Origin of the sequence: Micromonospora parathelypteridis, from assembly GCF_014201145.1 — a bacterium.
Classification (GTDB): Bacteria; Actinomycetota; Actinomycetes; order Mycobacteriales; family Micromonosporaceae; genus Micromonospora; species Micromonospora parathelypteridis.
In genome coordinates, this window is sequence record NZ_JACHDP010000001.1 from 1,847,398 (window position 1) to 1,873,155 (window position 25,758).

Annotated in this window: 19 protein-coding genes, 2 tRNA genes and 3 rRNA genes; 6 read left to right on the forward strand and 18 right to left on the reverse strand. The window is 67.4% G+C overall.

Going from position 1 to position 25,758, the window contains the following annotated elements; all coding sequences use genetic code 11:
* Positions 1-6: 6 nt before the first annotated feature.
* Positions 7-1,557 carry an alkaline phosphatase D family protein gene (locus tag HNR20_RS07925; protein ID WP_184177773.1) on the reverse strand — a complete coding sequence of 517 codons (1,551 nt, stop codon included), beginning with the start codon at positions 1,555-1,557 and terminating at the stop codon, positions 7-9.
* A 196-nt stretch (positions 1,558-1,753) separates the two neighbouring features.
* On the opposite strand from HNR20_RS07925, the gene HNR20_RS07930 reads away from it, so the two are divergent.
* The gene (locus HNR20_RS07930; protein ID WP_373291062.1) at positions 1,754-2,185 is read left to right on the forward strand and encodes a carboxymuconolactone decarboxylase family protein; all 432 of its coding nucleotides are present in this window, start codon (positions 1,754-1,756) and stop codon (positions 2,183-2,185) included.
* A complete protein-coding gene (gene sigJ, locus HNR20_RS07935; protein WP_184177777.1) occupies positions 2,182-3,057 on the forward strand; it encodes an RNA polymerase sigma factor SigJ in 876 nt (291 codons plus the stop codon). The genes HNR20_RS07930 and sigJ overlap by 4 nt, the downstream gene beginning before the upstream one ends.
* 36 nt (positions 3,058-3,093) lie before the next feature.
* On the opposite strand, the gene ndk is transcribed toward sigJ, so the two are convergent.
* On the reverse strand, positions 3,094-3,519 hold the full coding sequence (gene ndk / locus HNR20_RS07940; RefSeq protein WP_184177779.1) for a nucleoside-diphosphate kinase: 426 nt from the start codon (positions 3,517-3,519) through the stop codon (positions 3,094-3,096).
* 142 nt (positions 3,520-3,661) lie between these two features.
* Here ndk and HNR20_RS07945 point away from each other — a divergent pair, with 142 nt between their 5' ends.
* Positions 3,662-5,083 carry a VOC family protein gene (locus HNR20_RS07945; protein WP_184177781.1) on the forward strand — a complete coding sequence of 474 codons (1,422 nt, stop codon included), beginning with the start codon at positions 3,662-3,664 and terminating at the stop codon, positions 5,081-5,083.
* A 45-nt stretch (positions 5,084-5,128) separates the two neighbouring features.
* Here HNR20_RS07945 and HNR20_RS07950 read toward each other — a convergent pair whose 3' ends face one another.
* The 3 genes from HNR20_RS07950 to HNR20_RS07960 are packed head-to-tail and all read right to left on the reverse strand — an operon-like array spanning position 5,129 to position 9,536.
* A complete protein-coding gene (locus HNR20_RS07950; RefSeq protein WP_229687223.1) occupies positions 5,129-5,590 on the reverse strand; it encodes a DUF4233 domain-containing protein in 462 nt (153 codons plus the stop codon).
* Positions 5,587-6,921 carry a bifunctional folylpolyglutamate synthase/dihydrofolate synthase gene (locus HNR20_RS07955; RefSeq protein ID WP_184177783.1) on the reverse strand — a complete coding sequence of 445 codons (1,335 nt, stop codon included), beginning with the start codon at positions 6,919-6,921 and terminating at the stop codon, positions 5,587-5,589. The genes HNR20_RS07950 and HNR20_RS07955 overlap by 4 nt, the downstream gene beginning before the upstream one ends.
* A complete protein-coding gene (locus HNR20_RS07960) occupies positions 6,918-9,536 on the reverse strand; it encodes a valine--tRNA ligase (protein ID WP_184177791.1) in 2,619 nt (872 codons plus the stop codon). Before HNR20_RS07960 ends, HNR20_RS07955 begins: the two co-directional genes overlap by 4 nt.
* A gap of 69 nt (positions 9,537-9,605) precedes the next feature.
* Here HNR20_RS07960 and HNR20_RS07965 point away from each other — a divergent pair, with 69 nt between their 5' ends.
* Positions 9,606-10,292: a hypothetical protein gene (locus HNR20_RS07965; protein ID WP_184177793.1), complete on the forward strand. Its 687-nt coding sequence runs from the start codon at positions 9,606-9,608 to the stop codon at positions 10,290-10,292.
* A gap of 80 nt (positions 10,293-10,372) precedes the next feature.
* Here the strand turns inward: HNR20_RS07965 and rrf are convergent.
* From rrf to HNR20_RS07985, 4 genes are all read right to left on the reverse strand, one after another.
* Positions 10,373-10,489 (reverse strand): 5S ribosomal RNA (rrf, locus tag HNR20_RS07970).
* An 84-nt stretch (positions 10,490-10,573) separates the two neighbouring features.
* Positions 10,574-13,682: ribosomal RNA gene (locus HNR20_RS07975) — 23S ribosomal RNA — on the reverse strand.
* A 379-nt stretch (positions 13,683-14,061) separates the two neighbouring features.
* A 16S ribosomal RNA gene (locus tag HNR20_RS07980) occupies positions 14,062-15,576 on the reverse strand.
* Together the 16S, 23S and 5S rRNA genes form the textbook arrangement of a ribosomal RNA operon.
* A gap of 542 nt (positions 15,577-16,118) precedes the next feature.
* The gene (locus tag HNR20_RS07985; protein WP_184177795.1) at positions 16,119-16,367 is read right to left on the reverse strand and encodes a hypothetical protein; all 249 of its coding nucleotides are present in this window, start codon (positions 16,365-16,367) and stop codon (positions 16,119-16,121) included.
* A gap of 957 nt (positions 16,368-17,324) precedes the next feature.
* Between HNR20_RS07985 and HNR20_RS07990 the strand changes: the two genes are divergently transcribed.
* Positions 17,325-17,549 carry a hypothetical protein gene (locus tag HNR20_RS07990; RefSeq protein ID WP_184177797.1) on the forward strand — a complete coding sequence of 75 codons (225 nt, stop codon included), beginning with the start codon at positions 17,325-17,327 and terminating at the stop codon, positions 17,547-17,549.
* A 3-nt stretch (positions 17,550-17,552) separates the two neighbouring features.
* On the opposite strand, the gene HNR20_RS07995 is transcribed toward HNR20_RS07990, so the two are convergent.
* The 6 genes from HNR20_RS07995 to HNR20_RS08020 form a co-directional block, all read right to left on the reverse strand.
* Positions 17,553-18,350: a carbon-nitrogen hydrolase family protein gene (locus tag HNR20_RS07995; protein ID WP_184177799.1), complete on the reverse strand. Its 798-nt coding sequence runs from the start codon at positions 18,348-18,350 to the stop codon at positions 17,553-17,555.
* Positions 18,351-18,760: 410 nt separating this feature from the next.
* The gene (gene clpX / locus HNR20_RS08000) at positions 18,761-20,056 is read right to left on the reverse strand and encodes an ATP-dependent Clp protease ATP-binding subunit ClpX (protein WP_074313784.1); all 1,296 of its coding nucleotides are present in this window, start codon (positions 20,054-20,056) and stop codon (positions 18,761-18,763) included.
* A gap of 210 nt (positions 20,057-20,266) precedes the next feature.
* Positions 20,267-20,929, reverse strand: a complete 663-nt coding sequence (locus tag HNR20_RS08005; RefSeq protein ID WP_007464109.1) for an ATP-dependent Clp protease proteolytic subunit — start codon at positions 20,927-20,929, stop codon at positions 20,267-20,269.
* Positions 20,930-20,939: 10 nt separating this feature from the next.
* The gene (locus HNR20_RS08010; RefSeq protein ID WP_088988027.1) at positions 20,940-21,581 is read right to left on the reverse strand and encodes an ATP-dependent Clp protease proteolytic subunit; all 642 of its coding nucleotides are present in this window, start codon (positions 21,579-21,581) and stop codon (positions 20,940-20,942) included.
* Between the two features lie 194 nt (positions 21,582-21,775).
* Entirely contained in the window at positions 21,776-23,122 is a 1,347-nt protein-coding gene (gene tig / locus HNR20_RS08015; RefSeq protein ID WP_184177801.1) for a trigger factor, read from the reverse strand.
* A gap of 138 nt (positions 23,123-23,260) precedes the next feature.
* Positions 23,261-23,334, reverse strand: a tRNA-Pro gene (locus HNR20_RS08020).
* 302 nt (positions 23,335-23,636) lie between these two features.
* Between HNR20_RS08020 and HNR20_RS08025 the strand changes: the two genes are divergently transcribed.
* Positions 23,637-23,710, forward strand: a tRNA-Gly gene (locus HNR20_RS08025).
* Between the two features lie 65 nt (positions 23,711-23,775).
* Here the strand turns inward: HNR20_RS08025 and HNR20_RS08030 are convergent.
* From HNR20_RS08030 to HNR20_RS08040, 3 genes are all read right to left on the reverse strand, one after another.
* Positions 23,776-24,273 carry a GNAT family N-acetyltransferase gene (locus HNR20_RS08030; protein ID WP_184177803.1) on the reverse strand — a complete coding sequence of 166 codons (498 nt, stop codon included), beginning with the start codon at positions 24,271-24,273 and terminating at the stop codon, positions 23,776-23,778.
* A 104-nt stretch (positions 24,274-24,377) separates the two neighbouring features.
* A complete protein-coding gene (locus tag HNR20_RS08035; protein ID WP_184177804.1) occupies positions 24,378-25,220 on the reverse strand; it encodes a hypothetical protein in 843 nt (280 codons plus the stop codon).
* Entirely contained in the window at positions 25,217-25,726 is a 510-nt protein-coding gene (locus tag HNR20_RS08040; protein WP_184177806.1) for a SigE family RNA polymerase sigma factor, read from the reverse strand. Before HNR20_RS08040 ends, HNR20_RS08035 begins: the two co-directional genes overlap by 4 nt.
* Between the last annotated feature and the right edge of the window lie 32 nt (positions 25,727-25,758).

A 25,758-nucleotide genomic window follows, 5' to 3' on the forward strand; every position in this document is an offset into this window, starting at 1 on the left:
GGTGGGTCAGGGGGCGGGGAGGGTGGTGGACCAGAGGGAGGCGCCGTCGCGGTCGCGGAGATGGACCGTCAGGGCCTCCGACTTCCCGTCGATGGAGACCTCACCGAAGTGCTGGAAGCCCTCCGCCGGTGAGCTGTTGGCCTGCGGCGGGGCGTGCACGAAGGCCGCCTTCGGGCCGAACGTGCCGTCCAGCGCGTTCGGGCCGAACGCGCCGGCGTGCGCGGGCCCGGAGACGAACTCCCAGAACGGGGTGAAGTCACCGACCGACGCGCGGGACGGGTCGTAGTGGTGCGCGGCCGAGTAGTGCACGTCGGCGGTGAGGAAGACCATGCCGGTCACGCCGGCCCGGTGGGTGGCCCGCAGCACCTCGGCGAACTCCAGCTCACGCCCGGCCGGCGCGCCCGGGTCGCCCTGCGCGACGCCTTCCTGGGCAGTCGGACCGTCCGGCACCACCACCCCGATCGGCAGGTCGTTGGCGATCACCTTCCAGGTCGCCGTGGACCGCTTGAGCTCCCGGATCAGCCACTCCCGCTGCTCGCGGCCGAGCAGGCCGCGCTTCGGGTCGGCGTACGTGTTGCCGTCGTTCGGGTCCTTGTGGGTCCGCATGTCGAGCACGAACACGTCGAGCGACGGCCCGTACGACAGCCGCCGGTACATCGGGCCGTCGACCGGAACCGGCAGCCACTCGTTGAAGGCCTGCCGGGCCCGGGCGGCGAGCACGTCCACCCGCTGTTCGGTGTAGCGCGGGTCGTCCAGGATCTCCCCCGGGTACCAGTTGTTGAGGACCTCGTGGTCGTCCCACTGGTTGATCTGCGGCACCGCGGCGGCGAACTCCCGCAGGTGCTTGTCGAGCAGGTTGTAGGCGAACTGTCCCCGGTACTCGGTCAGCGTCTCGGCGACCTTGCTCTTCTCCGGGGTCACCAGGTTGCGCCAGATCCGCCCGTCGGGCAGCGTCACCGACTCGACCAGCGGGCCGTCGGCGTACACCGTGTCGCCGCTGCACAGGTAGAAGTCCGGCCGGGTCTCCCGCATCGCCCGGAAGATCGACATCCCGCCGAAGTTCGGGTCGATCCCCCAGCCCTGCCCGACGATGTCGCCGGTCCAGACGAACTTCACGTCGCGCCGCCGGTGCCGACCCGGCGCGGTGGTCAGCGTTCCGGTCAGCGGCTCGCTGACGACCCCGTGCCGGTCCAGGCTCTCCACCCGGACCCGGTAGTGCAGCCGCTCGGCGTCCGGGAGGCCGCGCAGCCGGACCTTTCCGGTGAAGTCACCGTTCGGGGTGAGCACCGGGCCCCGCAGCTTCCGGGCGCCCCGGAAGTCCGGCCGACGGCTCACCTCGACCAGCATCCGGCCCGGCCGGTCGGCCCGCGTCCAGACCAGCGCCGAGTCCGCGGTGGCGTCACCGCTCTGGACACCGTGGGTGAGTACCGGGCGTCCGGCCGGGCGCCAGGCCGGGGCCGCGCTCGCGCCGGCACCGCCCAGCAGGGCGCCGCCGGCGACTCCGGCACCGGCCACCAGGCCAGCCCGCAGCAGGGTACGTCGATCAAGCTCGGTCATGCTTCCTCCCGGTGATGGGTTGACCCCGTCGGTCTACCGGGCGGAGATGACCGCGATCGGCGATGCGGATGACGCGGGTCGGAACGCCGGTTGTCCGGTCGGCATGACCGGAGTCACAGCCCTGGCTGTCACGACACGCCCCCGCCGATCCGTCGTGTCGGTGTCGAACCGATCAGGGGAGGTAGTCATGCAGCGAATGAATCCCGGCGAGGTGGCGCCGAAGGCGTACCAGGCCGTCCTGGGGCTGGAGAAGTACGTCCAGTCGAACGTCGACCGCACCGTGCTTGAGCTGGTGAAACTGCGGGCGTCGATGATCAACGGGTGCGCCTACTGCGTGGACATGCACAGCCAGGACGCGCTCGCCGGAGGCGAGTCGAGCCGCCGCCTGTTCGCGGTCGCCGCGTGGCGGGAGTCGCCGTTCTTCGACGAGCGGGAGCGTGCAGCGCTGGCGCTCACCGACGCGGTCACCCGGCTCGGTGAGCACGGTGTTCCGGATGAGGTGTGGGATGCCGCCGCAAAGGTCTGGTCGGAGAAGGAACTGGCCGACCTCGTCATCGCGATTGCCACAATCAACGTGTGGAATCGGATCGGAGTGACGATGCGGTTGGAGCCTCCGGCCCAGGCGTGACCACCGAGGCAGCAGAGGCGGCCGGTGCGCTCCAGGCGCACCGGCCGATGCTGCTTGGGCTCGCGTACCGCCTGCTCGGCAGCCGGCACGACGCGGAGGACGTGCTGCAGGAGACGTACCTGCGCTGGTTGGGCGTGGACCGCTCGGCTGTCGGCGAGCCGCGCCGGTACCTGTCCCGGGTGGTCACCCGGTTGGCCCTGGACCGGTTGCGGGCCCGGCAGGCCGCCCACGAGACGTACGTGGGGACGTGGTTGCCCGAGCCGGTGCCGACCACGCCCTCGCCGTTCGGGCCGTTGGACCACGCGGAGTTGCGCGACTCGCTCTCCACGGCGTTGTTGCACGTCCTGGAACGGCTCACCCCGCCGGAGCGGGCGGTGTACGTCCTGCACACGGCCTTCGAGCTGCCGTACACGGAGATCGGCGAGATCCTGGACCGGTCCGCCGCCGACTGCCGGCAGCTGCATCATCGGGCGACCGCGCGGGTACGGCAGGAGCAGCGCCGGTTCACCGCCAGCCGCTCGGAGCGGGAGCGGCTGCTCAACGCGTTCCTGGCCGCCGCCCAGGACGGGGACCTGCAAACCCTCACCGGCCTGGTCGCCTCGGACGCCGTCGCCTGGAACGACGGTGGTGGGCGGGTTCGGGCCGCCCTCAACCCGGTCGGCGGCGCGGACCGGATCGCCCGGTTCTACGCCGGGATCTACGGCCCGCGCCACCCGATGACGATCGAACGGGTCGAACTCAACGGGGAACCCGCAGTGGTGATCACCCGCGCGGACGGCACTCGGTACACCCTCACCATCGCCGCGGCAGGCGGTCAGATCACCAGGATCTACGTGGTCGGCAACCCGACAAAACTGCAGTCCGTCGACTGAACGCCGGCGCCGACGGTCGGTCTCGGCCGGGTCGCGTCAGCCCAGCTCAGGAAACCAGAGCGCGATCTCGCGCTTGGCGCTGTCCGTCGAGTCGGAGGCGTGCACCAGGTTCTCCCGGTTGGACAGCGACAGGTCACCCCGGATGGTGCCGGCGGCGGCCTTGCGCCCGTCGGTGGCACCGACGAGCCCGCGGACCACGTCGATGACCTGATCTCCGGAGAGCACCAGAGCGACCAGCGGACCGCTGGTCATGAAGTCCTTCAGCGGCGGGTAGAACGCCTTGTCGACGTGCTCGGCGTAGTGCTCGTCGGCGAGCGCGGCGTCCATCGTCCGGTGCACCATCGCGTCGATCTGCAGCCCCTTGCGCTCGAAGCGGGAGAGGACCTCGCCGACCAGGCCGCGGCGGACCGCGTCGGGCTTGATCAGAACGAGGCTGCGCTCATCCGGGCTGTTGCTGGACACGCTGGGTTCCTCCTGTACGCGCTGAACGCTTGGGATCGGTACGGTCAGCCTAGCGACCCGGTCCCGGCGCCGGCGCGGCGGCCGGTCTTTCCCCCGGCGGCCGATCCGGCCTAGCCTGGCCCTGACCCCCGGGAGGTCCACTGTGGCGAATGGCGGGAACCGGCCCATCGCGCCGGTACGCAAGCTGATCGGCACGGTGCTGGGCACCGTGGCCACGTTCGTCGTCCTCTTCGGGCTGGGCATGACCAGTTGGGCCATCGTGGCTCTCGGGGTCGCCCTGCTGGTGCTGGCGATCGCGCTGGCGACCGTACGCGGCGGCGGGCGCACCTGGGTGGTCGGCGTCGGGCACGTGCACAGCGCCTCCGAACCACCCACCCAGTACGCGTTCGGCCGCTGCGAACTGCAACTGGTGATCGACGCGCCTGGCCTGCCGCCCCGATCCAAGAAGATCATCGAGCCGAGGGTGCCGGTCGCCAAGTGGCCGTCGCTGGGCCAGACCCTGCCGATCCGGGTCGCGTTGGACGACCAGCGGCACGTCAAGGTCCTCTGGGACGAGGTGCTGACCCACGCCGAGACCGCCGCCGCCGTCGCGGACCTCCCACCGGAGTTCGCCGACGCCGACGCCATCGACGAGGTGCTGATCCAGCAGGATGCCCCGCCGTGGGCCGACCGTGGGCCGGACGACGACTTCCGGGACGACTTCCGCGACCCGTTCCGGGACCCGCTCGGCCCCGACCCTCTGCGCACCAGCGACCCGCTGCGCCCCGACCCCCTGCGCGACGACCCGGGCGTCGTGTCCGACGAGCGCGAGCCCGTGGTGATGCACCAGAGCCCGGGCGGCCCCGTGGTCCTGGAGGGCGTCGTCGTCGAGCAGCAGGCCGGTGGTGGGCTGCCCCGGCGGGCCACCCCGGCACCGCGTCCGCCGGCCGAGGAGCGCTTCGACGAGCCCGACGCCGGTCCCTTCGACGTGCCGGAGGACGACCGGACAACCGACCCGCCGCCCGCGGAACGCTTCGACCCGCCGCCCGCGCAGCGGTCCGGCCCACGGGCGACCGACCCGCTCGACCCACTCGACCTTCCGCTGGACGATCCGTCCACGGTCGGGGCGGCCCGCGAGACCGTCACCGACGCGGAACTGGACGAGGCGATCTTCGGGTTCGACGGGGGCGCGGCTGCGGACCCGGCGGCGCCGATCAGCGGGGTGGGCCTCACCCTCCTGGTGACCGACCTGTCCCGGTCGCTCGGCTTCTACCGCGACGTGCTCGGCTTCACCGAGGTCGACCAGGGTGCCGGCAACGCCGTACTCGCCTCCGGCACGACCCGGCTCGTGCTGCGGGAGGTGACCGGCGCCGCGCCCATCAGCCGCCGGCTGGTGCACGTCAACCTCGAGGTCAACGACATCGAAGCGGCGTACGAGCGGCTACGCGAGTCGGGCGTCCGATTCACGTACGCGCCACGGGTGGTCAACCGGGGCACCAAGCTGGAGGTGTGGGCGGCGGCGTTCCGCGACCCGGACGGCCACGGCATCGCGCTCACCCAGTGGCGGGAACGCGCCGAGGCCTGACCCGGCCCGCCCCCCTCTCGGGGTGCCAGCAGACCGGGTCGGGCGTCAACCGAGGATGACCCGACGAACGTGCAGCGCGTACGCCCACACCAGGGCGAAGATGATGCCCAGCCCGAGCAGCGACCAGTGCAGCAGGCCCCCCAGCATCAGCAGGCCCTGGAGCACGGTGCCGGCGTGCCAGGCCCAGGGGCGGCGCATCATGCCCGCGAGTACGACAGCGGCCACCGCCAGTGCCACCACGGCACCGATCGCGGCACCGCTCAGGTCACCACCGACCACCCGGATCGGCTGGATCGCCAGCAGCAGCACGAGCGCCTCCAGGCTGAGCGTGCCAGCGCCCAGGCCGCGTACCGCCCGCTCCGGGTTGCGCAACCCGGAGGGTCGCGGCTGCCCGGCCGCCGGCTCCTCCCCCGTCGGCTGATCGGCCGGCGAACCGGCTGAGCCCTGATCGACCGGCGAACCGGTTGACTCCTCGGTGGCGCGCGGGTCGCGCTCCGGGCCGGTCATCGCTTCAGCAGCCGACGGGCGTCGGCGACCGTCACCACCGAACCCGTGACCAGCACCCCCACCCCGCTGAGCTCACCGGGGACGTCCTCCTCGGCCAGCGCCACCGCCAGCTCGATCGCGTCCGGCATGTCCTCGGCCAACTCCACCCGCTCCTCGCCGAAGATCTCGGAGGCCAGCTCGACGAGTTCATCGGTCGGCATCGCCCGTGGCGAGCTGTTGCGCGTGACCACCATCTGGTCGACCACCGGCTCCAGCAGCGCCAACATCCCTTCGGCGTCCTTGTCGGCGAGTACGCCGACCACCGCCACCAGCTTGCTGAACGCGAACTCCTCCTGCAGCGCGGTGACGGTGGCGGCCATGCCGTGCGGGTTGTGCGCGCCGTCCAACAGAATGGTCGGGGCGTTGCGTACCCGCTCCAGCCGCCCCGGGGAGCTGGTCGAGGCGAAGCCCTCCCGGACCGCCTCGATGTCCAACTGCCGTCGGGCCCCGGCACCCAGGAACGCCTCCACGGCGGCGAGCGCCACCGCGGCGTTCTGCGCCTGGTGGGCACCGTGCAGCGGAACGAACACGTCGTCGTAGACGCCACCCAGGCCCTGCAGGCTGAGCACCTGCCCGCCGACGGCGACCGCCCGGCTCAACACGCCGAACTCGGTGCCCTCCCGGGCGAGGGTCGCTCCCACTTCGGCGCAACGGTCGAGAAGGGGGCCGGCTGCCTCCTCCTCCTGCGCCGCCGAGATCACCGTGGCACCCGGGTGGATGATGCCGGCCTTGGCCAGCGCGATGTCCTGGAGCGTGTCACCCAGCCACTCGGTGTGGTCCAACCCGATCGGGGTGATCACACAGACCCCGGCCTGGATGACGTTGGTGGCGTCCTCGGCGCCGCCGAGGCCCACCTCGACCACCGCGATGTCGACCGGCGCGTCGGCGAACGTGGCGAACGCCAGCGCGGTGGTCATGTCGAAGTACGTCAGCGGTTCGTCCGACCGCGCGTCGATCAGCTCGGCCAGTGGCTTGATCTCCCGGTACACCGACGTGAACCGCTCCTCGCTGACCGGCTCCCCATCCAGGCTGATCCGCTCCCGGACGGTCTCCAGGTGCGGGCTGGTGTACCGCCCGGTGTGCAGCCCGTGCGCCCGCAACAGCGAGTCGATCATCCGCGCGGTGGAGGTCTTGCCGTTGGTGCCGGTCAGGTGGATCGCCGGGTACGCCCGCTGTGGGCTGCCGAGCAGGTCGAGCAGCGACTCGATCCGGTCCAGTTCGAAGACCATGCGAGTGAAACCGCGGTTGGCCAGCTCGGCCTCGACGGCGGCGAAATCGGTACGGTCGGTCACGAGGAAAGTGTCTCCAGTGCAGCGTCGATCCGGACCAGGTCGGCCTCGGCGGTGGCGAGCCGGTCGCGGATCTTGGCGACCACCGGCTCGGGGGCTTTGCCGATGAAGGCAGGGTTGTCGAGCTTCGACCGGGCCTGCGCGACCTCCTTCTCAGCCGCCGCGCGGTCCTTCGTCAGCCGGGCACGCTCGGCGGCCACGTCGATCGACCCCCGGGTGTCCAACGCGACACCGACCGCGCCGGGCATGGCCAGCGTCGCGCTGGCCTGGAAATCGTCGCCGGCCGGGTCGAGCCGGACCAGCGAACGGATCAGCGGCTCGTGGGCGTCGATACCAGCCCCGGCCAGCCCGTCCAACCGGGCGGCCACCCGCTGGGTCGGGCGCAGCCCCTGGTCGGAACGGAACCGCCGGATCTCGGTGACCACCCGCTGCACACTGACCAGCTCGGCCTCGGCAGCGTCGTCGACCAACGACCGGTCGACCACCGGCCAGGCGGCGGTCTGCACCGTCTCGCCACCGGTCAGCGCGAGCCACAACTCCTCGGTGACGAACGGGATCACCGGGTGCAGCAGCCGCAGCAGCTGGTCCAGCACGTGCCCGAGCACCCGCCGGCTGGTGTCAGCCCGCTCACCACCCTCGGCGAGCACCGGCTTGCTCAGCTCGACGTACCAGTCGCAGACGTCGTCCCAGGCGAAGTGGTAGAGCAGGTCACACACCTTGGCGAACTCGTACGCCTCGAACTGCTCGTCGACCTCGGCGGTGACGTGCGCCAGCCGGGACAGGATCCACCGGTCGACGGTGGACAGCTGCTCGACGGCCGGCAGGTCGCCCGTGGTGTGCGCCCCGTTCATCAGGGCGAACCGGGTGGCGTTCCAGAGCTTGTTGCAGAAGTTGCGCGAGCCCTGGCACCACTCCTCGCTGACCGGGACGTCCTGGCCGGGGTTCGCACCGCGAGCCAGGGTGAACCGGGTGGCGTCGGCGCCGAACCGGTCGATCCAGTCCAGCGGGTCGACCACGTTGCCGAACGACTTGGACATCTTCTTGCCATGCTCGTCGCGAACCATGCCGTGCAGGGCCACCACGTCGAACGGCTGCTTGCCGTCCATCGCGTACAGGCCGAACATCATCATCCGGGCCACCCAGAAGAACAGGATGTCGTAGCCCGTGACCAGGACGCTCGTCGGGTAGAACTTGGCCATGTCCGGGGTCTGCTCGGGCCAGCCGAGCGTAGAGAACGGCCAGAGCGCGCTGGAGAACCAGGTGTCCAGCACGTCCTCGTCCTGCCGCCAGCCGTCGCCCGTCGGCGGCTGCTCGTCCGGGCCGACACAGATGATCTCGCCCTGCGGGCCGTACCAGACCGGGATGCGGTGACCCCACCACAGCTGGCGGGAGATGCACCAGTCGTGCATGTTGTCGACCCAGGCGAAGTAGCGCTTGGCCAGCTCCGCCGGCTCGATGCGGACCCGGCCGTCACGGACCGCGTCGCCAGCGGCCTGGGCGAGCGGCGCGGTGTTGACGAACCACTGCAGCGACAGCCGCGGCTCGACGGTCGTCTTGCACCGCGAGCAGTGGCCGACGGCGTGCACGTACGGCCGCTTCTCCGCGACGATCCGGCCCTGCTCGCGCAGCGCCGCCACGATCGCCGGCCGCGCCTCGAACCGGTCCAACCCCTCGAACGGGCCGGGCACGGTGATCACGCCGCGCTCGTCCATCACGGTGATTGCGGGCAGGTCGTGACGCTGGCCGATCTCGAAGTCGTTCGGGTCGTGCGCCGGGGTCACCTTGACCATGCCGGTGCCGAACGACGGGTCGACGTGCGCGTCGGCGACGATCGGAATGCGGCGGCCGGTCAGCGGCAACTCGACCTCGGTACCGATCAGGTGCTGGTAGCGCTCGTCATCCGGGTGCACGGCCACGGCGGTGTCGCCCAGCATCGTCTCGGCCCGGGTGGTGGCCACCACGACCTCGTCGCTGTACCGGATGGAGATCAGCTCACCGTCGTCGTCGGTGTGCTCGACCTCGATGTCGGAGAGCGCGGTCAGGCATCGCGGGCACCAGTTGATGATCCGGTTGGCCCGGTAGATGAGGCCCTCGTCGAAGAGCTTCTTGAAGATCGTCTGGACGGCGCGGGTCAGCCCTTCGTCCATGGTGAAGCGCTCACGGTCCCAGTCGACGGAGTCGCCGAGGCGTCGCATCTGGCCGAGGATGGCGCCGCCGGACTCGGCCTTCCACTGCCAGACCCGCTCGACGAACTTCTCCCGACCGAGGTCGTGCCGGGAGAGACCCTCGGCGGCGAGCTGACGCTCGACCAGGTTCTGGGTGGCGATGCCGGCGTGGTCCATGCCGGGCAGCCAGAGCGCCTCGAAGCCCTGCATCCGCTTACGCCTGGTCAAGGCGTCCATCAGCGTGTGCTCGAACGCGTGGCCCATGTGCAGGGAGCCGGTGACGTTCGGCGGCGGAATGACGATGGTGAAGGGCGGCTTGTCGCTGTCGGCGGAGGCCCGGAAGTGCCCGGCGGCTACCCACTGCTCGTACCGTCGCTGCTCTACCTCGCCGGGCTGGTACTGGCCGGCAAGGGTGGGGGCGTCGGGGCGTTGGGCATCCAGTCTCTCGGTCACCTGACAAGTCTACGGAGGGCTTCCGCAGACCTGACGTGCGCCACCTGTGGTTCGCGTACGGTGTCGGCTATGTCCGACGCACATCTCACCGAGCGATCGCTCGACGGCGGTCGCGAGCCGGTCGAGCTGACCGAAGAGCCGATCCAGCTGAGCACCCGAGACTCCGGGGGTGACCCCGACGAGCGGTCGGGAGGCTGGTCCCGACGGCGCAAGATCGGTTGGACGGTCGCGCTCGTGGTCGGCCTCGCGGGCGCCGGTGTGCTGGGTGTTGGCGGGTGGCGGATCGCGCAGCAGAAAGACACCCAGCTGACCTCACCCGAGCAGGTAGCGGGCCTGTCCCGGGACGACAGCGAACGGGCGAAGAGCACAGCCGACTACCTGCGCAGCGGTCTGGCCGCGGACATCGAGTTGGACCGCAGCTTCGGCACGGTCTACCGCGACCCGGCCGACGACAAGCGCTCGGTGCTCATCTTCGGTGGCACCACGCTGCTCTGGCAGCCGGAGCGGGACCTGGACAGCCTCTTCCGCCTGATGTCGGACGAGACGGGCGCGGTGAGCGGCCTGCGCGAGGTGCCCGCGGGCGACCTGGGCGGCGTGATGAAGTGCGGCAACACCAGCGGTGAGGGCGGCGACTTCGCGGTGTGCGGGTGGGCCGACCACGGCAGCGTCGTGATGGCGATGTTCCCGGGGCGTTCCGTAAACGACGCCGGCGGCCTGCTGCGCAACCTCCGCGCGGACATGCAGTCGCGGAACTGACCGCGTCGAATTCGGCCCTCGGAGGGTTCCGGATATGCAGAAAGGGCCACCCCGTCGGGGGTGGCCCTTTCTGAAAGATTGTCCGGCGGCGTCCTACTCTCCCACACCCTCACGAGTGCAGTACCATCGGCGCTGGAGGGCTTAGCTTCCGGGTTCGGAATGTAACCGGGCGTTTCCCCTCCGCCATGACCGCCGTAACTCTATCGACATATCAAACAACACCAACCATGTGGTCTGTTGTTCGTTTATCGAGAGTTGCACAGTGGACGCGTAGCAGCTTAGTAGTCAAGTCCTCGGCCTATTAGTACCGGTCAACTGAACCCGTTACCGGGCTTACATTTCCGGCCTATCAACCCAGTCGTCTAGCTGGGGGCCTTACCCCACAAAGTGGGTGGGATACCTCATCTTGAAGCAGGCTTCCCGCTTAGATGCTTTCAGCGGTTATCCCTTCCGAACGTAGCTAACCAGCCGTGCCCTTGGCAGGACAACTGGCACACCAGAGGTTCGTCCGTCCCGGTCCTCTCGTACTAGGGACAGCCCTTCTCAAGTATCCTACGCGCACGGCGGATAGGGACCGAACTGTCTCACGACGTTCTAAACCCAGCTCGCGTACCGCTTTAATGGGCGAACAGCCCAACCCTTGGGACCTGCTACAGCCCCAGGATGCGACGAGCCGACATCGAGGTGCCAAACCATCCCGTCGATATGGACTCTTGGGGAAGATCAGCCTGTTATCCCCGGGGTACCTTTTATCCGTTGAGCGACACCGCTTCCACTCGCAAGTGCCGGATCACTAGTCCCGACTTTCGTCCCTGCTCGACCTGTCAGTCTCACAGTCAAGCTCCCTTGTGTACTTGCACTCAACACCTGATTGCCAACCAGGCTGAGGGAACCTTTGGGCGCCTCCGTTACCTTTTAGGAGGCAACCGCCCCAGTTAAACTACCCACCAGACACTGTCCCTGAACCGGATAACGGTCCGAAGTTAGATACCCAAATCAACCAGAGTGGTATTTCAAGATTGCCTCCACCCATACTGGCGTATGGACTTCACCGGCTCCCACCTATCCTACACAAGCTAATTCGAGTACCAATGTCAAGCTATAGTAAAGGTCCCGGGGTCTTTCCGTCCTGCCGCGCGTAACGAGCATCTTTACTCGTACTGCAATTTCGCCGGGCCTGTGGTTGAGACAGTGGGGAAGTCGTTACGCCATTCGTGCAGGTCGGAACTTACCCGACAAGGAATTTCGCTACCTTAGGATGGTTATAGTTACCACCGCCGTTTACTGGCGCTTAAGTTCTCCGCTTCGCCCCGAAGAGCTAACAGGTCCCCTTAACGTTCCAGCACCGGGCAGGCGTCAGTCCATATACATCGAATTACTTCTTCGCATGGACCTGTGTTTTTAGTAAACAGTCGCTTCCCCCTGCTCTCTGCGGCCATACAACGCTCCACCCGCGCGGGGCTTCACGTCTCCGGCCCCCCTTCTCCCTAAGTTACGGGGGCAATTTGCCGAGTTCCTTAACCACAGTTCGCCCGATCGCCTCGGTATTCTCTACCTGACCACCTGTGTCGGTTTGGGGTACGGGCCGCTAAGAACTCGCTAGAGGCTTTTCTCGGCAGCATAGGATCACTGACTTCACCTGAATCGGCTCGGCATCACGTCTCAGCCTATATGTGTTGCGGATTTGCCTACAACACGGCCTACACGCTTACCCCGGCACAACCACCGGCCGGGCTCAGCTACCTTCCTGCGTCACCCCATCGCTTGACTACTACCCATCAGGTTCCCACGCTCCCCCTCCTCAACCCGAAGGTCTCGGAAGGTTTGGGTGGTTAGCACAACGAGGTTCATCAGGGACGCTCTTTCGCGGGTACGGGAATATCAACCCGTTGTCCATCGACTACGCCTCTCGGCCTCGCCTTAGGTCCCGACTCACCCAGGGCGGATTAGCCTGGCCCTGGAACCCTTGGTCATCCGGCGGAAGGGTTTCTCACCCTTCTTTCGCTACTCATGCCTGCATTCTCACTCGTGCCGCGTCCACAACTGGGTCACCCCGCTGCTTCACTCGCGGCACGACGCTCCCCTACCCATCCACACACCTGCACAAGGAATCAAGTCCAAGCGAGGATAAAATGTGAATGCCACAGCTTCGGCGGTGTGCTTGAGCCCCGCTACATTGTCGGCGCGGAACCACTTGACCAGTGAGCTATTACGCACTCTTTAAAGGGTGGCTGCTTCTAAGCCAACCTCCTGGTTGTCTATGCGACCCCACATCCTTTTCCACTTAGCACACGCTTAGGGGCCTTAGCTGGTGATCTGGGCTGTTTCCCTCTCGACTACGAAGCTTATCCCCCGCAGTCTCACTGCCGCGCTCTCACTTACCGGCATTCGGAGTTTGGCTGATTTCGGTAAGCTTGTGGGCCCCCTAGACCATCCAGTGCTCTACCTCCGGCAAGAAACACGCGACGCTGCACCTAAATGCATTTCGGGGAGAACCAGCTATCACGGAGTTTGATTGGCCTTTCACCCCTAACCACAGGTCATCCCCCAATTTTTCAACATTGGTGGGTTCGGCCCTCCACGCGGTCTTACCCGCGCTTCAGCCTGCCCATGGCTAGATCACTCCGCTTCGGGTCTAGGACACGCGACTGAATCGCCCTATTCAGACTCGCTTTCGCTACGGCTCCCCCACACGGGTTAACCTCGCCACATGCCACTAACTCGCAGGCTCATTCTTCAAAAGGCACGCCGTCACCCCGCAAGGCTCCGACGGATTGTAGGCGAACGGTTTCAGGTACTATTTCACTCCCCTCCCGGGGTACTTTTCACCATTCCCTCACGGTACTTGTCCGCTATCGGTCACCAGGAAGTATTTAGGCTTACCAGGTGGTCCTGGCAGATTCACGGCAGATTTCAGGGGTCCGCCGCTACTCGGGAACACCCACAGAAGGTCAGCAACTTTCACCTACCGGACTTTCACCGTCTACGGTCAGCCATTCCAGACTGTTCGACTAGCCACTAACTTTGTAACTTCTCGAACAAGTGTCAGCTTGTTCAGCAGGGTCCCACAACCCCAACCACGCAACCCCTGACAGGTATCACACGCAGCCGGTTTAGCCTCGATCCGCTTTCGCTCGCCACTACTCACGGAATCACTAAATTGTTTTCTCTTCCTGCGGGTACTGAGATGTTTCACTTCCCCGCGTTCCCTCCACACACCCTATGTGTTCAGGTGTGGGTGACACCACATGACTGGTGCCAGGTTTCCCCATTCGGACACCCTGGGATCACAGCTTGGTTGACAGCTCCCCCAGGCCTATCGCGGCCTCCCACGTCCTTCATCGGCTCCTGGTGCCAAGGCATTCACCGTTCGCCCTTGACAACTTGACCACAAAGATGCTCGCGTCCACTGTGCAATTCTCAACAAACGACCAACCCACAACCCGATCCGCCCCACACCAAACCCGACAACCGCCGGCGGTATGTGGGGCCAGGCCATGCCTGGCAACCTCGTGAAGCGTTCACGCTCCACTCAAGGCTCTGAAACAACAACCCAAGGGTTGTTCTTTCAGGACCCAACAGGGTGCTTACATTCCTTCTCAGCCGCACCGGAAGCAACCGTTCCCACCACTCCGAAGAGTGGCTGTACTAGGCGATCCCGGCCGTTGCCGAGGAAAAACTTGCCAGTGTCTCCGCCATCTGAGCACCCCGACCCAACATTCGTGGGCCGCGGGCTCCTTGCACCCTTTCAGGTGAAGGTGCTCCTTAGAAAGGAGGTGATCCAGCCGCACCTTCCGGTACGGCTACCTTGTTACGACTTCGTCCCAATCGCCAGCCCCACCTTCGACGGCTCCCTCCACAAGGGTTGGGCCACCGGCTTCGGGTGTTGCCGACTTTCGTGACGTGACGGGCGGTGTGTACAAGGCCCGGGAACGTATTCACCGCAGCGTTGCTGATCTGCGATTACTAGCGACTCCGACTTCACGGGGTCGAGTTGCAGACCCCGATCCGAACTGAGACCGGCTTTTTGGGATTCGCTCCACCTCACGGTATCGCAGCCCATTGTACCGGCCATTGTAGCATGCGTGAAGCCCTGGACATAAGGGGCATGATGACTTGACGTCATCCCCACCTTCCTCCGAGTTGACCCCGGCAGTCTTCGATGAGTCCCCGCCATAACGCGCTGGCAACATCGAACGAGGGTTGCGCTCGTTGCGGGACTTAACCCAACATCTCACGACACGAGCTGACGACAGCCATGCACCACCTGTGACCGCCCCCGAAGGACCTCACATCTCTGCGAGTTTTGCGGCCATGTCAAACCCAGGTAAGGTTCTTCGCGTTGCATCGAATTAATCCGCATGCTCCGCCGCTTGTGCGGGCCCCCGTCAATTCCTTTGAGTTTTAGCCTTGCGGCCGTACTCCCCAGGCGGGGCGCTTAATGCGTTAGCTGCGGCACAGGGAACCGGAGAGGCCCCCCACACCTAGCGCCCAACGTTTACAGCGTGGACTACCAGGGTATCTAATCCTGTTCGCTCCCCACGCTTTCGCTCCTCAGCGTCAGTATCGGCCCAGAGACCCGCCTTCGCCACCGGTGTTCCTCCTGATATCTGCGCATTTCACCGCTACACCAGGAATTCCAGTCTCCCCTACCGAACTCTAGCCTGCCCGTATCGACCGCAGGCTTGGGGTTGAGCCCCAAGTTTTCACGGTCGACGCGACAAGCCGCCTACGAGCTCTTTACGCCCAATAAATCCGGACAACGCTCGCACCCTACGTCTTACCGCGGCTGCTGGCACGTAGTTGGCCGGTGCTTCTTCTGCAGGTACCGTCACTCTCGCTTCGTCCCTGCTGAAAGAGGTTTACAACCCGAAGGCCGTCATCCCTCACGCGGCGTCGCTGCATCAGGCTTCCGCCCATTGTGCAATATTCCCCACTGCTGCCTCCCGTAGGAGTCTGGGCCGTGTCTCAGTCCCAGTGTGGCCGGTCGCCCTCTCAGGCCGGCTACCCGTCGTCGCCTTGGTAGGCCATCACCCCACCAACAAGCTGATAGGCCGCGAGCCCATCCCAAGCCGAAAAACTTTCCACCCCCAGCCATGCGGCCGAAGGTCCTATTCGGTATTAGCCCCGGTTTCCCGGGGTTATCCCAAAGCTTGGGGCAGGTTGCTCACGTGTTACTCACCCGTTCGCCGCTCGAGTACCCCGAAGGGCCTTTCCGCTCGACTTGCATGTGTTAAGCACGCCGCCAGCGTTCGTCCTGAGCCAGGATCAAACTCTCCAACAAAAAATTAGTTGAACAGCATCCTGACAACAAACAAATGTTGCCAAAGGAATCCCAACCAGCCAGCAAAAACTGACCAGTCCGGGGTATAAATCATAATTGGCACTGGCTTTACAAGCACCCTGTTGAGTTCTCAAAGAACAACCACACACCAAACCAAAGCCCCACACTCAGTGGAACCCCGTTTCGGGGCAACCGCTCAAACCTACTTGGTCGAACTTTCATTGTCAACCTCATGTTCGAGGCGATCAATCTGGTTCGTCCGGACCCACGTTGACGCACGCCGTAGCCGGCGGTCGTTACTGTCGTGGGAAGCCGCAGACCGGCCGATCGCCGCTTCGCGGCTCTCCGCCCGGCTCCTGCCGGCTTCAGAACTCTACCCGGTCGGCTTCGCGTTCGCAACTCCGTATCCGGAGTGTTCCGCACCGCCCGATCCTCAGTCTCGCTCGGCGTTCCCGCCACGAGCCTGGCGCCCGTTCTCGGCCGGTTTGTCCGGCCTCCCCCGTGCAGAGAGAAAGTTACGCGGACGGCCCGGAGAAGGCAAATCAGGGTTCATCACTGGTTTGGTCGACCGCGACGCGGCGGTCCCCGGCGTAGCCGGCGACCACACCGACCCGACCGCCACCCGGGCCACGGAACGCACTACGGCTCGCCCCGGGGCATCGACCGCGCCAGCGCCAACCGGCCGGACGGGTGGCGTTGCCGGTCAGGTCGGCGCCGACCGCCGCGCAGACCCTGCTCGCCCAGCGCCCCAGCGCCCCAGCGCCCCAGCGCCCCAGCGCCATGATCGACACCAGATCGGCGATGTGGGGGCATTCAATAGGCGCGAGACCCCCACATCGGCGACCTGGTGACGATCATGCCCACCTCAACCACCGCGCCGCACCGAGCCCTGCCCACGTCGACCACCACGCCGCCCGACCACCGCACAGGCACACTGCCCGACCACCGCACAGGCACACTGCCCGACCACCACGCAGGACACGCCGCCCGACCACCGCACAGGCACACTGCCCGACCACCGCACAGGCACACTGCCCGACCACCGCACAGGCACACTGCCCGACCACCACGCAGGACACGCCGCCCGACCACCGCACAGGCACACTGCCCGACCACCGCACAGGCACACTGCCCGACCACCACGCAGGACACGCCGCCCGACCACCGCACAGGCACACTGCCCGACCACCGCACAGGCACACTGCCCGACCACCACGCAGGACACGCCGCCCGACCACCGCACAGGCACACTGCCCGACCACCGCACAGGCACACTGCCCGACCACCACGCAGGACACGCCGCATCGGCCTGCCGCGCGGCCAGTGCCCGCCCACCCCCTCCATCGCCATGATCGACACCAGATCGGCGATGTGGGGGCATCCAAACAGCGCGACACCCCCACATCGGCGACCTGGTGACGATCATGGCCACCTCAACCACCACGCCGCACCGAGCCCTGCCTACGTCGACCACCACGCAGGCACGCCGCCCAACCACCACGCAGGCACGCTGCCCGAGCGAAGCCAGACCGCCCGGACCTCCCCGCGAGCCACGCCGCACACGAGCCGCCGCACGAGTCGCCACACGAGCCTCGCCACCTCGATCATTTACGAAGGCCACGCCCCGTTCCCCTGCCGCGGGCCCCGGCCACCCACCCTTCGTCGTCAAGATCGACACCAGCGCGGCGACGTGGACGCATCCAGACAGCGCGACACGCGGGCTGCCCCGACGTGCCAGAGTGTCAGACATGTATGAGTCCGGGCCCGGCACGAGGGTGTTAGCCGAGGAGTCGCTGCTCGGCCTTCTTCTGCCGTTCTGGCAGTTGGTGATCGGTGCGGTCGTGCTGGTCGTCCTGGTGATCTCCGTGGGACGGCTCGCCCGACGGGGCAGGTCCCGGATGACCACCGCGCTGCTGGTCACCGCCGCGGCCATCGCCGGGTTCGCGGTGATCGGCGTCCTCCTGGAGGGCTGACGCTCAGAGCCGCCGATTGGCCAGGCTGGGCAACTCGGCCCGGATGGCGGAGAGCCGGTCGAGGTCCAGGTCGACGACGGACACGCCCGGGCCGTCCGGCAACTGGGTGAGGACCGTCCCCCACGGGTCGACCACCATGCTGCGCCCGAAGCAGGTGCGACCCGGATCGTGGTCGCCGGTCTGGCCAGCCGCCGCCACGAAACACTGGTTCTCGATCGCCCGGGCTCGCAGCAGGACCTCCCAGTGGTCCCGACCGGTGTGCATCATGAATGCCGCCGGCACCACCAGCAGCTGTGCGCCACCGTCGGTGGCGAGCAGCCGGTACAGCTCCGGGAACCGCAGGTCGTAGCAGATCGACAGGCCGACCCGCAGACCCTCGATGTCCACCACCACCGGTTGCACTCCGGGCGCGACACTTGCCGACTCCCGGTAGGAGACCCGACCGGGGATCTCCACGTCGTACAGATGGATCTTGCGGTAGCTCGCGGCCAGGCTGCCGGAGCGGTCGAAGACCAACGACGTGTTCCAGGTGTGCTCCGGGTCCGGGCCGGCCTCGTGGAAGGAGCCGGCCACCAGCCAGATCCCGAGGCGCCGGGCGATCCCGGCGAAGAAACTGCCGACCTCCCCGTCCACCGACTCCGGCTCCGGCAACCCGGCGGCGGGGCCGAGGTAGTCGACGTACTCCGGCAGAACCGCGAGGTCCGCGCCGCCGGCGGCCGCGCGTTCCAGCAGGACCTCCGCGGCGGCCAGATTGGCCTTGCGGTCGTCCCGGGCGTTCAGCTGGCAGACGGCGACGCGCATGAGGACAGGGTACGGCCGCAGCGGCAGCGCGGACAGCGTCAGAGGCTGGCCAGCACCAGAGCCCCGGGGGCGAAGCCGAGCCCGGCGACCTGAACCGCGCGCAGCCGCTCCCGGGCGACATTCCGGCGTTCTCGTCCGCCTGGCCGAGAAGGGTGTGGAGGACGCCGAGCAATGCCTCGGCCACCCCTGCGAGCAGTCCCCAGCCGATGTCACCGGAGTTTGAGGTCCCCGGGCACAACCAGCACCAGAACGATCAGCAGCGGGACGCTCAGCAGCACGGCTACCGCAACGACAGCGACGAGCCGGTCCGACTGATGATGGTGGTCATCACCCCGTCGGGCGAATGGGACCGCCGAACGCGATCACGCCGGCCGCGTCAGGACCGAGCGACCGGCGTGACGCGGGGAGGATCAGGCCGACTTCTCCTCGCGGTCCCGCCGGGCACGACGCCCGGTGAACTCGCGCGGAACGATGGTCGGGTTGACATTTTCCAGGACCACCTCGCGGGTGATCAACACCCGGGCGGCATCGGGGTTGCTCGGCACCTCGTACATCGCGGAGAGCAGAACCTCTTCGATGATGGCCCGCAAACCACGGGCACCGGTGCCCCGCAGCATCGCCTGGTCGGCAATCGCCTCCAGCGCCGGCTCGTCGAACTCGAGCTCGACCCCGTCCAGCTCGAACAGGCGCTGATATTGACGGACCAGGGCGTTGCGCGGCTCGGTGAGGATCCGCACCAGGGCGCTGCGGTCCAGACTGCGCACGTTGGTGATCACCGGTAGTCGGCCCACGAACTCGGGGATCAACCCGAACTTGAGCATGTCTTCCGGCATGACCTGGCTGAAGATGTCATCGGTCGACCGATCGGAGACCGACCGGAGCCGGGCACCGAAGCCGGTGCCGCCCTGACCGGTGCGGGACTCGATGATCTGGTCGAGGCCGGCGAAGGCGCCACCACAGATGAACAACACGTTGGTGGTGTCGATCTGGATGAACTCCTGGTGCGGGTGCTTGCGCCCGCCCTGCGGTGGCACGTTGGCCACCGTGCCCTCGAGCATCTTGAGCAGAGCCTGCTGCACGCCCTCACCGGAGACGTCGCGCGTGATCGACGGATTCTCCGACTTACGGGCGATCTTGTCGACCTCGTCGATGTAGATGATGCCGGTCTCGGCGCGCTTGATGTCGTAGTCGGCGGCCTGGATCAGCTTGAGGAGGATGTTTTCCACGTCCTCGCCGACGTAGCCCGCCTCGGTCAGCGCCGTGGCGTCGGCGATGGCGAACGGGACGTTCAACATCCGGGCGAGGGTCTGCGCCAGGTGGGTCTTGCCGCACCCCGTCGGGCCGAGCAGCAGGATGTTGGACTTGGCCAGCTCGACGGCATCACTGCCGGAGCCGGGCGCGCCAGCCGCCTCGGCCTGGATCCGCTTGTAGTGGTTGTAGACCGCGACCGCGAGCGCCTTCTTGGCCTGGTCCTGGCCCACCACGTAGTTGTCGAGGAACTGGCAGATCTCCATCGGCTTGGGAAGCTCTTCCCACTTCACCTCGCCGGACTCGGCCAACTCCTCTTCGATGATCTCGTTGCAGAGATCGATGCACTCGTCGCAGATGTAGACCCCTGGGCCCGCGATGAGCTTCTTGACCTGCTTCTGCGACTTGCCGCAGAAGGAGCATTTCAGTAGGTCGCCGCCGTCACCGATCCGTGCCACCTACGTTCTCCCTGCACTCATCGGCCGGAGACCCGGCCCTGACCTGCGGACGCTGCGTGCCGCCCGGTGTGGTTCACCCCGCCGGCCCAACCGGCGAAGCGGTACGGACCCGACGTTACCCGCTGGCGGGGCATTCTCCGACCCCCAAAACGGGTGTGTCAGAGGTCGGCCGGGAACGGGTGCCCCGGCCAACCTCTGACCCGGTACTGCTCAGCTGGCGGAGTGGGTCGCCAGCAGACCCTTCTTGCGGCTGGTCAGGATCGTGTCGACCAGCCCGTACTCCTTGGACTCCTCGGCCGTCATGATCTTGTCACGGTCGATGTCCTTGCGAACCTGCTCGATCGGGCGGTTGCAGTGGCGGGAGAGCATGTCCTCCAGCTGCGTCCGCATCCGCAGGATCTCCCGGGCCTGGATCTCGATGTCCGAGCCCTGCCCGTAGCCGCCCTCGGTGGCCGGCTGGTGGATGATGATCCGCGAGTTCGGCAGGGCCATCCGCTTGCCCGCGGTGCCCGCCGACAGCAGGACCGCCGCCGCGCTGGCGGCCTGCCCGAGGCAGACCGTCTGGATGTCCGGACGGACGTACTGCATGGTGTCGTAGATCGCCGTCATCGCGGTGAACGAGCCACCCGGCGAGTTGATGTACATGATGATGTCGCGGTCCGGGTCGGTGCCCTCGAGCGTCAGCAGCTGGGCCATCACGTCGTTGGCCGACGCGTCGTCCACCTGGACGCCGAGGAAGATGATCCGGTCCTCGAAGAGCTTGTTGTACGGGTTCGACTCCTTGACCCCGTACGACGTGCGCTCGACGAACGACGGCAACACGTAGCGGTTGTGCACGGCCGCGAACTGGGGCGGCAGGCTCAGATCGGTCATCGTCAGCTCCTCAGCTCAGGGTCCCGGCGCCATCCGGAACCTGTGCGGCCCCGATGATCACCTTGTCGATGAAGCCGTAGTCCATGGCCTCCTGGGCAGTGAACCAACGGTCCCGGTCCGAGTCCGCCTCGATCTGCGACTGGTCTTGGCCGGTGTGGTGCGCGACCCGCTCCTGGAACATCCGCTTCGTGTAGAGCATCTGTTCCGCCTGGATGGCGATGTCGGACGCCGTGCCGCCCAGACCACCGGACGGCTGGTGCATCATGATCCGTGCGTGGGGCAGGGCGTAACGCTTGCCCTTGGTGCCCGCGCAGAGCAGCAGCTGGCCCATCGAGGCAGCCATGCCCATCGCCACGGTCGACACGTCGTTGTCGATGAACTGCATGGTGTCGTAGATCGCCATGCCGGAGTAGACCGAGCCACCCGGCGAGTTGATCCACAGGTTGATGTCGCGGTCCGGGTCCTCCGCGGCGAGCAGCAGCAGCTGCGCGCAGATGCGGTTGGCGACCTGGTCGGTCACCTCACTGCCCAGGAAGATGATGCGTTCCTTGAGCAACCGGTTGTAGACCGAGTCGTCGAGGTTGCCAATGGAGTCGCCACCGCGCGCGTCAATCGCCCGGAGCGACTTCTTGGGGATGTGCATGTCGGTCATGGCAGCCCTTCGCTCTCCGTACCGTCTTTCCCGACACTAACCGCTGTGGGAGGCGGCAGAGTCCCGGTCGGGGCACTGTTCGCTCTCAGCGCAGCTGTGTCGGGAGCACCCGCGGCGCGGGCTTCCGGGCGTACCCCGGAAAGGATTCGGCCGCCGTCCACCGCACAGCGGCGGACGGCGGCCGCACCCGACGATCAGTGGGCGTGGTTGTGCTCCGCCTCGTTGGCGGCGCGCAGCGCGTCCAGGGTGACCTCGTTGCCGGCCGAGTCCTTGATCGTGATCCGCTCCATGACGGCTGCGAGCGCCTTGCCCCGCCGCACGTCGCCGAAGACCGCGGCGGCCGCGCCGGAGCGCACCAGCTGGTCGTAGTACTGCTGAGGGGCCATCCCGGCACGCTGCGCCCGGTGCACGATCTCGTGCCCGAACTCGTCGTCGGAGACCTCCACGTCCTCCGCGTCAGCCAGAGTGTCCAGCAGGAGCTGGACCTTGACGCCCTCGGTCGCCGCCTCGGTCAGCTCGGCGTCGATCTGCTCCTCGGTCTTCTCCTCGGCCGCGAGGTATTCCTCCATCGAGGCGCCGATGCGCTCCAACTGGTCGATCATCGCCTGCTTACGGCTGGCGACCTCCTCGCGGACGACACCCTCCGGCGCCGGGATCTCGGCGGCCTCGACGAGCTGCGAGAGCGCCTTGTCGCGGGCGGCGTAGATCTGCTCGACCTGCTTGCCCTGGGTGACCCGCGCCCGCAGGTCGCCGCGCAGCTCCTCGATCGTGTCGAACTCGCTCGCCATCTGGGCGAACTCGTCGTTCAGCTCGGGCAGCTCCTTCTCCTTGACCGTGCGCACGGTCACGGCCACCTCGGCGTCCCGACCGGCGAGGTCGCCGCCGACCAGCTGGGTGGTGAAGGTGGTGTCCTCGCCGGCGGCGAGACCGACCACGGCCTCGTCGAGGCCCGGCAGCAGCTGCTTGCTGCCCACCTCGTGGGAGATGTTGCTCGCCTGGCCGCCCGGCACGTCCTCGCCGTCGACGGTGGCGTTCAGGTCGATCTGGACGTAGTCACCCTCGGCGGCGGCCCGCTCGACGGTCTTCAGGGTCGCGAAACGCTCCCGCAGGTTCTTCACCTGCTCGTCGATCTCGCTCTCGTCGATCTGCAGCTCGTCGACGGTCACCTCGAGGGTGGTCGCGTCCGGGATGGTGATCTCCGGACGGACGTCGACCTCAGCGGTGAAGTTCAGCGAGTCACCGTCGTTGAACTCGGTGATCTCGACCTCGGGACGCCCCAGCGTCTTCAGGTCGTGCTCGCGAACCGCGGCGAGGATGTTCTCCGGGATGGCCTCCTGGACCGCCTCGTTGAGGACGGTGCCCCGGCCGACCCGCTGGTCGATCACCGCGGTCGGCACCTTGCCCCGGCGGAAGCCCGGAACCTGGACCTGCGAACCGATCTCCCGGTACGCCTTCTTGAGGCTCGGCTCGAGCTCGACGAACGGCACCTCGATGGCGAGCCGCACGCGCGTCGGGCTCAGAGTCTCGACGGTGCTCTTCACAGGCGTACTCCTTGACGGATCTCAGTTGAGTCTGGGCGTGATTCAGCCCATCGAGTGTAGGTGAGCCGGCCTGACGCACCGGCAGCGCCCGGGGACCGCACTGGGCGGCACCCGGGGCGGATCGGCCGCGGACGACAGTCGGGGTGGCGGGATTTGAACCCACGGCCCCTCGCTCCCAAAGCGAGTGCGCTACCAAGCTGCGCCACACCCCGTGGCGACGTGCAGTCTATGCCGTCGGCGCGACTCAGGCGGTGCCGGGGGACCCCCCACCTGGACATATCCGCTGAAAGCACTCTTACTGCCCACCTGCGCTCCGCGCCGCCCGCGGCCCGCGCGCCGGCCCGGCTCGGTCCCAAGATCCGCGCAACTTCGGGGAAAGTGCTGCTTCCCGGCGGGTCGAGGCCGCAACATCCCCGATGTTGCGCGGATCTTGAGGCCGGGGCGGTGGTGCGGCTGCGCGGTCGGCACTGCGATTGGGTACGCTGTCAGCGCGTCCCGCAGTGGCGGGGTGCACGCGGGCGTAGCTCAATGGTAGAGCTTCAGTCTTCCAAACTGACTACGCGAGTTCGATTCTCGTCGCCCGCTCCAACGGCCTCCGGCCCAGGTCAGAGGCCACATCGCCAGTCCCGGGCCGGTCGCCCACCTCGAACGTGTCACGAGAGGCGCGGCAGCGCGAGCCAGTCCTGCCAGGAGATGTCACGGCCCAGAAAACGGGGCTGCTGGAAGGGCCAGTCGGCGGCGATCCACTGCGGCACCAGCGCGTCGAGCGCGCGCTCCACCTCGCCGCCGACGAGGTCGTCCACCACCCACCAGGAGACCTCGCCGTCGGAGCCGGTGCGCTCGGGCGGGTCGATGTAGACACAGCCGAGGATCGCCGTCTCCTCCTCGTCCAGCAGCGCGTAGTTGAACGACTCGTGCGCGGCTATCTCCTTCTCGTGCCGCAGCAGGTCGACGCGGTCCTCCTCATAGGTCATCGTCTCCGGGGGCCACCCCCAGGCCGGGCCGAAGATCTCCCACAGGCGCTCCCGGGAGCCCATCACGGCGGGGTAGTCGATGGCGGTGTCCGCCTCCCGGATCGGCCGCAGGTGAAGCGCGGTGTGCGGCACGGGCACGTGGACAGGGTGGACGAAGTCGGCAGGCAACCAGCTCATGAGGCCCGAGGCTACCGCCGAGGGGTCGCCCGTCAGACGCCCGAGGACCCAGGTGGACCGCGACCGCGGCACCTGGGCCCACCCGGCGAGGCCGGGTCACCGCGTCACTTCAGGTGGAACCGCTCGTCGACCGCGAGGGCCGCCAACTCCGGTACGGAGAACGGCAGATTCTTCAACGCCGGCTGGTTCTCGTCGAGCCTCGCGCCCTGCGCCACGAAGACCACCACGCCATCCGGGTGCCGGTACGCCGACCACTGGTCGAGCCGGTCGTCGCTGTCCGGTCGGACCACCACGCCGACCTTCGCCGCTCCGATCGTCTCGACCTGGCACTCGCCCTGCATGCCCCAGAAGTTCTGGGCCAGCTCGCACGGCTCGGTCGGCAGCGGGTTGCCGGCGTCGTGCACCTCGACGATCACGCGCCCGGTGCCGTTGCCCTGGGCCACGGCGACCGAGGACATGTAACTCCACAGGTCGACGCCGTTCACCTTGTCCTCGAACTGTGCCTGGTGGGTCCGCAGCGTCCTCTGCTCGGCGGGCTGGTTCGCGGGGTCGTCCGGCTTGGTGTAGCCGGCGGGCACGACGGAGACGACCTCGTTGAGCAGTCGAACTCCCTGATCGTGCTTGGTTCCGGCCCGCGCGGTCCGGTCCTCCTGCGGGCGACCGTCCGGCCCGGTCGGCCACGCCTGCTTGGTGTCCCCGGAATCCGGCCCGGCCGGTAGACCGCCACCCGCCGGTTGGTAGACCCGGCCACCACCCGGGTTGGCGACGGCCGCGAAGCCGGTCACCGCCAACACCACCGCCGCCGATCCGAGCGACGCCCACACCGCCCGGCGGCGGAAGTGCGCCCGCCGTGCCGCGCCGAGCATTGCCCCCGTACTCAATGGTGGTGGCGGGGTCGTGCTCGCCATCTCGCTGCGCAACGCGTCGCGCAACTCTTCTCCGTTCATCGCTTCCCCATCTCGATCCCGCTTTCGGTGGGGGCCAGGAGGCCGCGCAGCGTGTCGAGCCCGCGTGCTGCCTGGCTCTTCACCGTCCCTGGAGAGCACCCCAGCAGCGCCGCGACGTCCTCGATCGAAAGGTCCTCCCAGTAGCGGAGAACCAGTACGGCCCGCTGGCGCGGCGCGACGGAGGCCAGTGCCTGGAGCAGCACCAACCGACTCTCCGGCGAGTCGGGGGCGGCCATCTGCTCGGCGTTGTCGACCCCCACCCGTTCGCGCCGCCACCAGCCGCGGCGCCGCTCGTCGAGGAATGTCCGGATGAGGATCTGGCGCACGTAGCTGTCGAGCACCTCGTGTCGCGAGATCCGATTCCAGACCCGGTAGAGCTTGACGAACGCGGTCTGGACCAGGTCCTCGGCCCGGTGCCAGTCGCCGCACAGCAGGTACGCGGTGCCGCGCATGGCATCGGACCGTGCGGCAAAGTACTCGGCGAACGCCTCGTCGCGATCGCTCATTCAGGCCTCCGTTCCCCGGTTTCGAGATAGTC

Excerpts from the sequence above, each read along its gene's own strand:
- HNR20_RS08030 (WP_184177803.1), bottom strand. The coding sequence starts at position 24,273 with ATGAGCTGGTTGCCTGCCGACTTCGTCCACCCTGTCCACGTGCCCGTG.
- HNR20_RS07965 (WP_184177793.1), top strand. The coding sequence starts at position 9,606 with ATGTCCGACGCACATCTCACCGAGCGATCGCTCGACGGCGGTCGCGAG.
- HNR20_RS07930 (WP_373291062.1), top strand. The coding sequence starts at position 1,754 with ATGAATCCCGGCGAGGTGGCGCCGAAGGCGTACCAGGCCGTCCTGGGG.
- HNR20_RS08035 (WP_184177804.1), bottom strand. The coding sequence starts at position 25,220 with ATGAACGGAGAAGAGTTGCGCGACGCGTTGCGCAGCGAGATGGCGAGC.
- HNR20_RS07950 (WP_229687223.1), bottom strand. The coding sequence starts at position 5,590 with ATGACCGGCCCGGAGCGCGACCCGCGCGCCACCGAGGAGTCAACCGGT.
- HNR20_RS07925 (WP_184177773.1), bottom strand. The coding sequence starts at position 1,557 with ATGACCGAGCTTGATCGACGTACCCTGCTGCGGGCTGGCCTGGTGGCC.
- HNR20_RS08010 (WP_088988027.1), bottom strand. The coding sequence starts at position 21,581 with ATGACCGACATGCACATCCCCAAGAAGTCGCTCCGGGCGATTGACGCG.
- HNR20_RS07990 (WP_184177797.1), top strand. The coding sequence starts at position 17,325 with ATGTATGAGTCCGGGCCCGGCACGAGGGTGTTAGCCGAGGAGTCGCTG.
- HNR20_RS07995 (WP_184177799.1), bottom strand. The coding sequence starts at position 18,350 with ATGCGCGTCGCCGTCTGCCAGCTGAACGCCCGGGACGACCGCAAGGCC.
- HNR20_RS08005 (WP_007464109.1), bottom strand. The coding sequence starts at position 20,929 with ATGACCGATCTGAGCCTGCCGCCCCAGTTCGCGGCCGTGCACAACCGC.
- HNR20_RS08040 (WP_184177806.1), bottom strand. The coding sequence starts at position 25,726 with ATGAGCGATCGCGACGAGGCGTTCGCCGAGTACTTTGCCGCACGGTCC.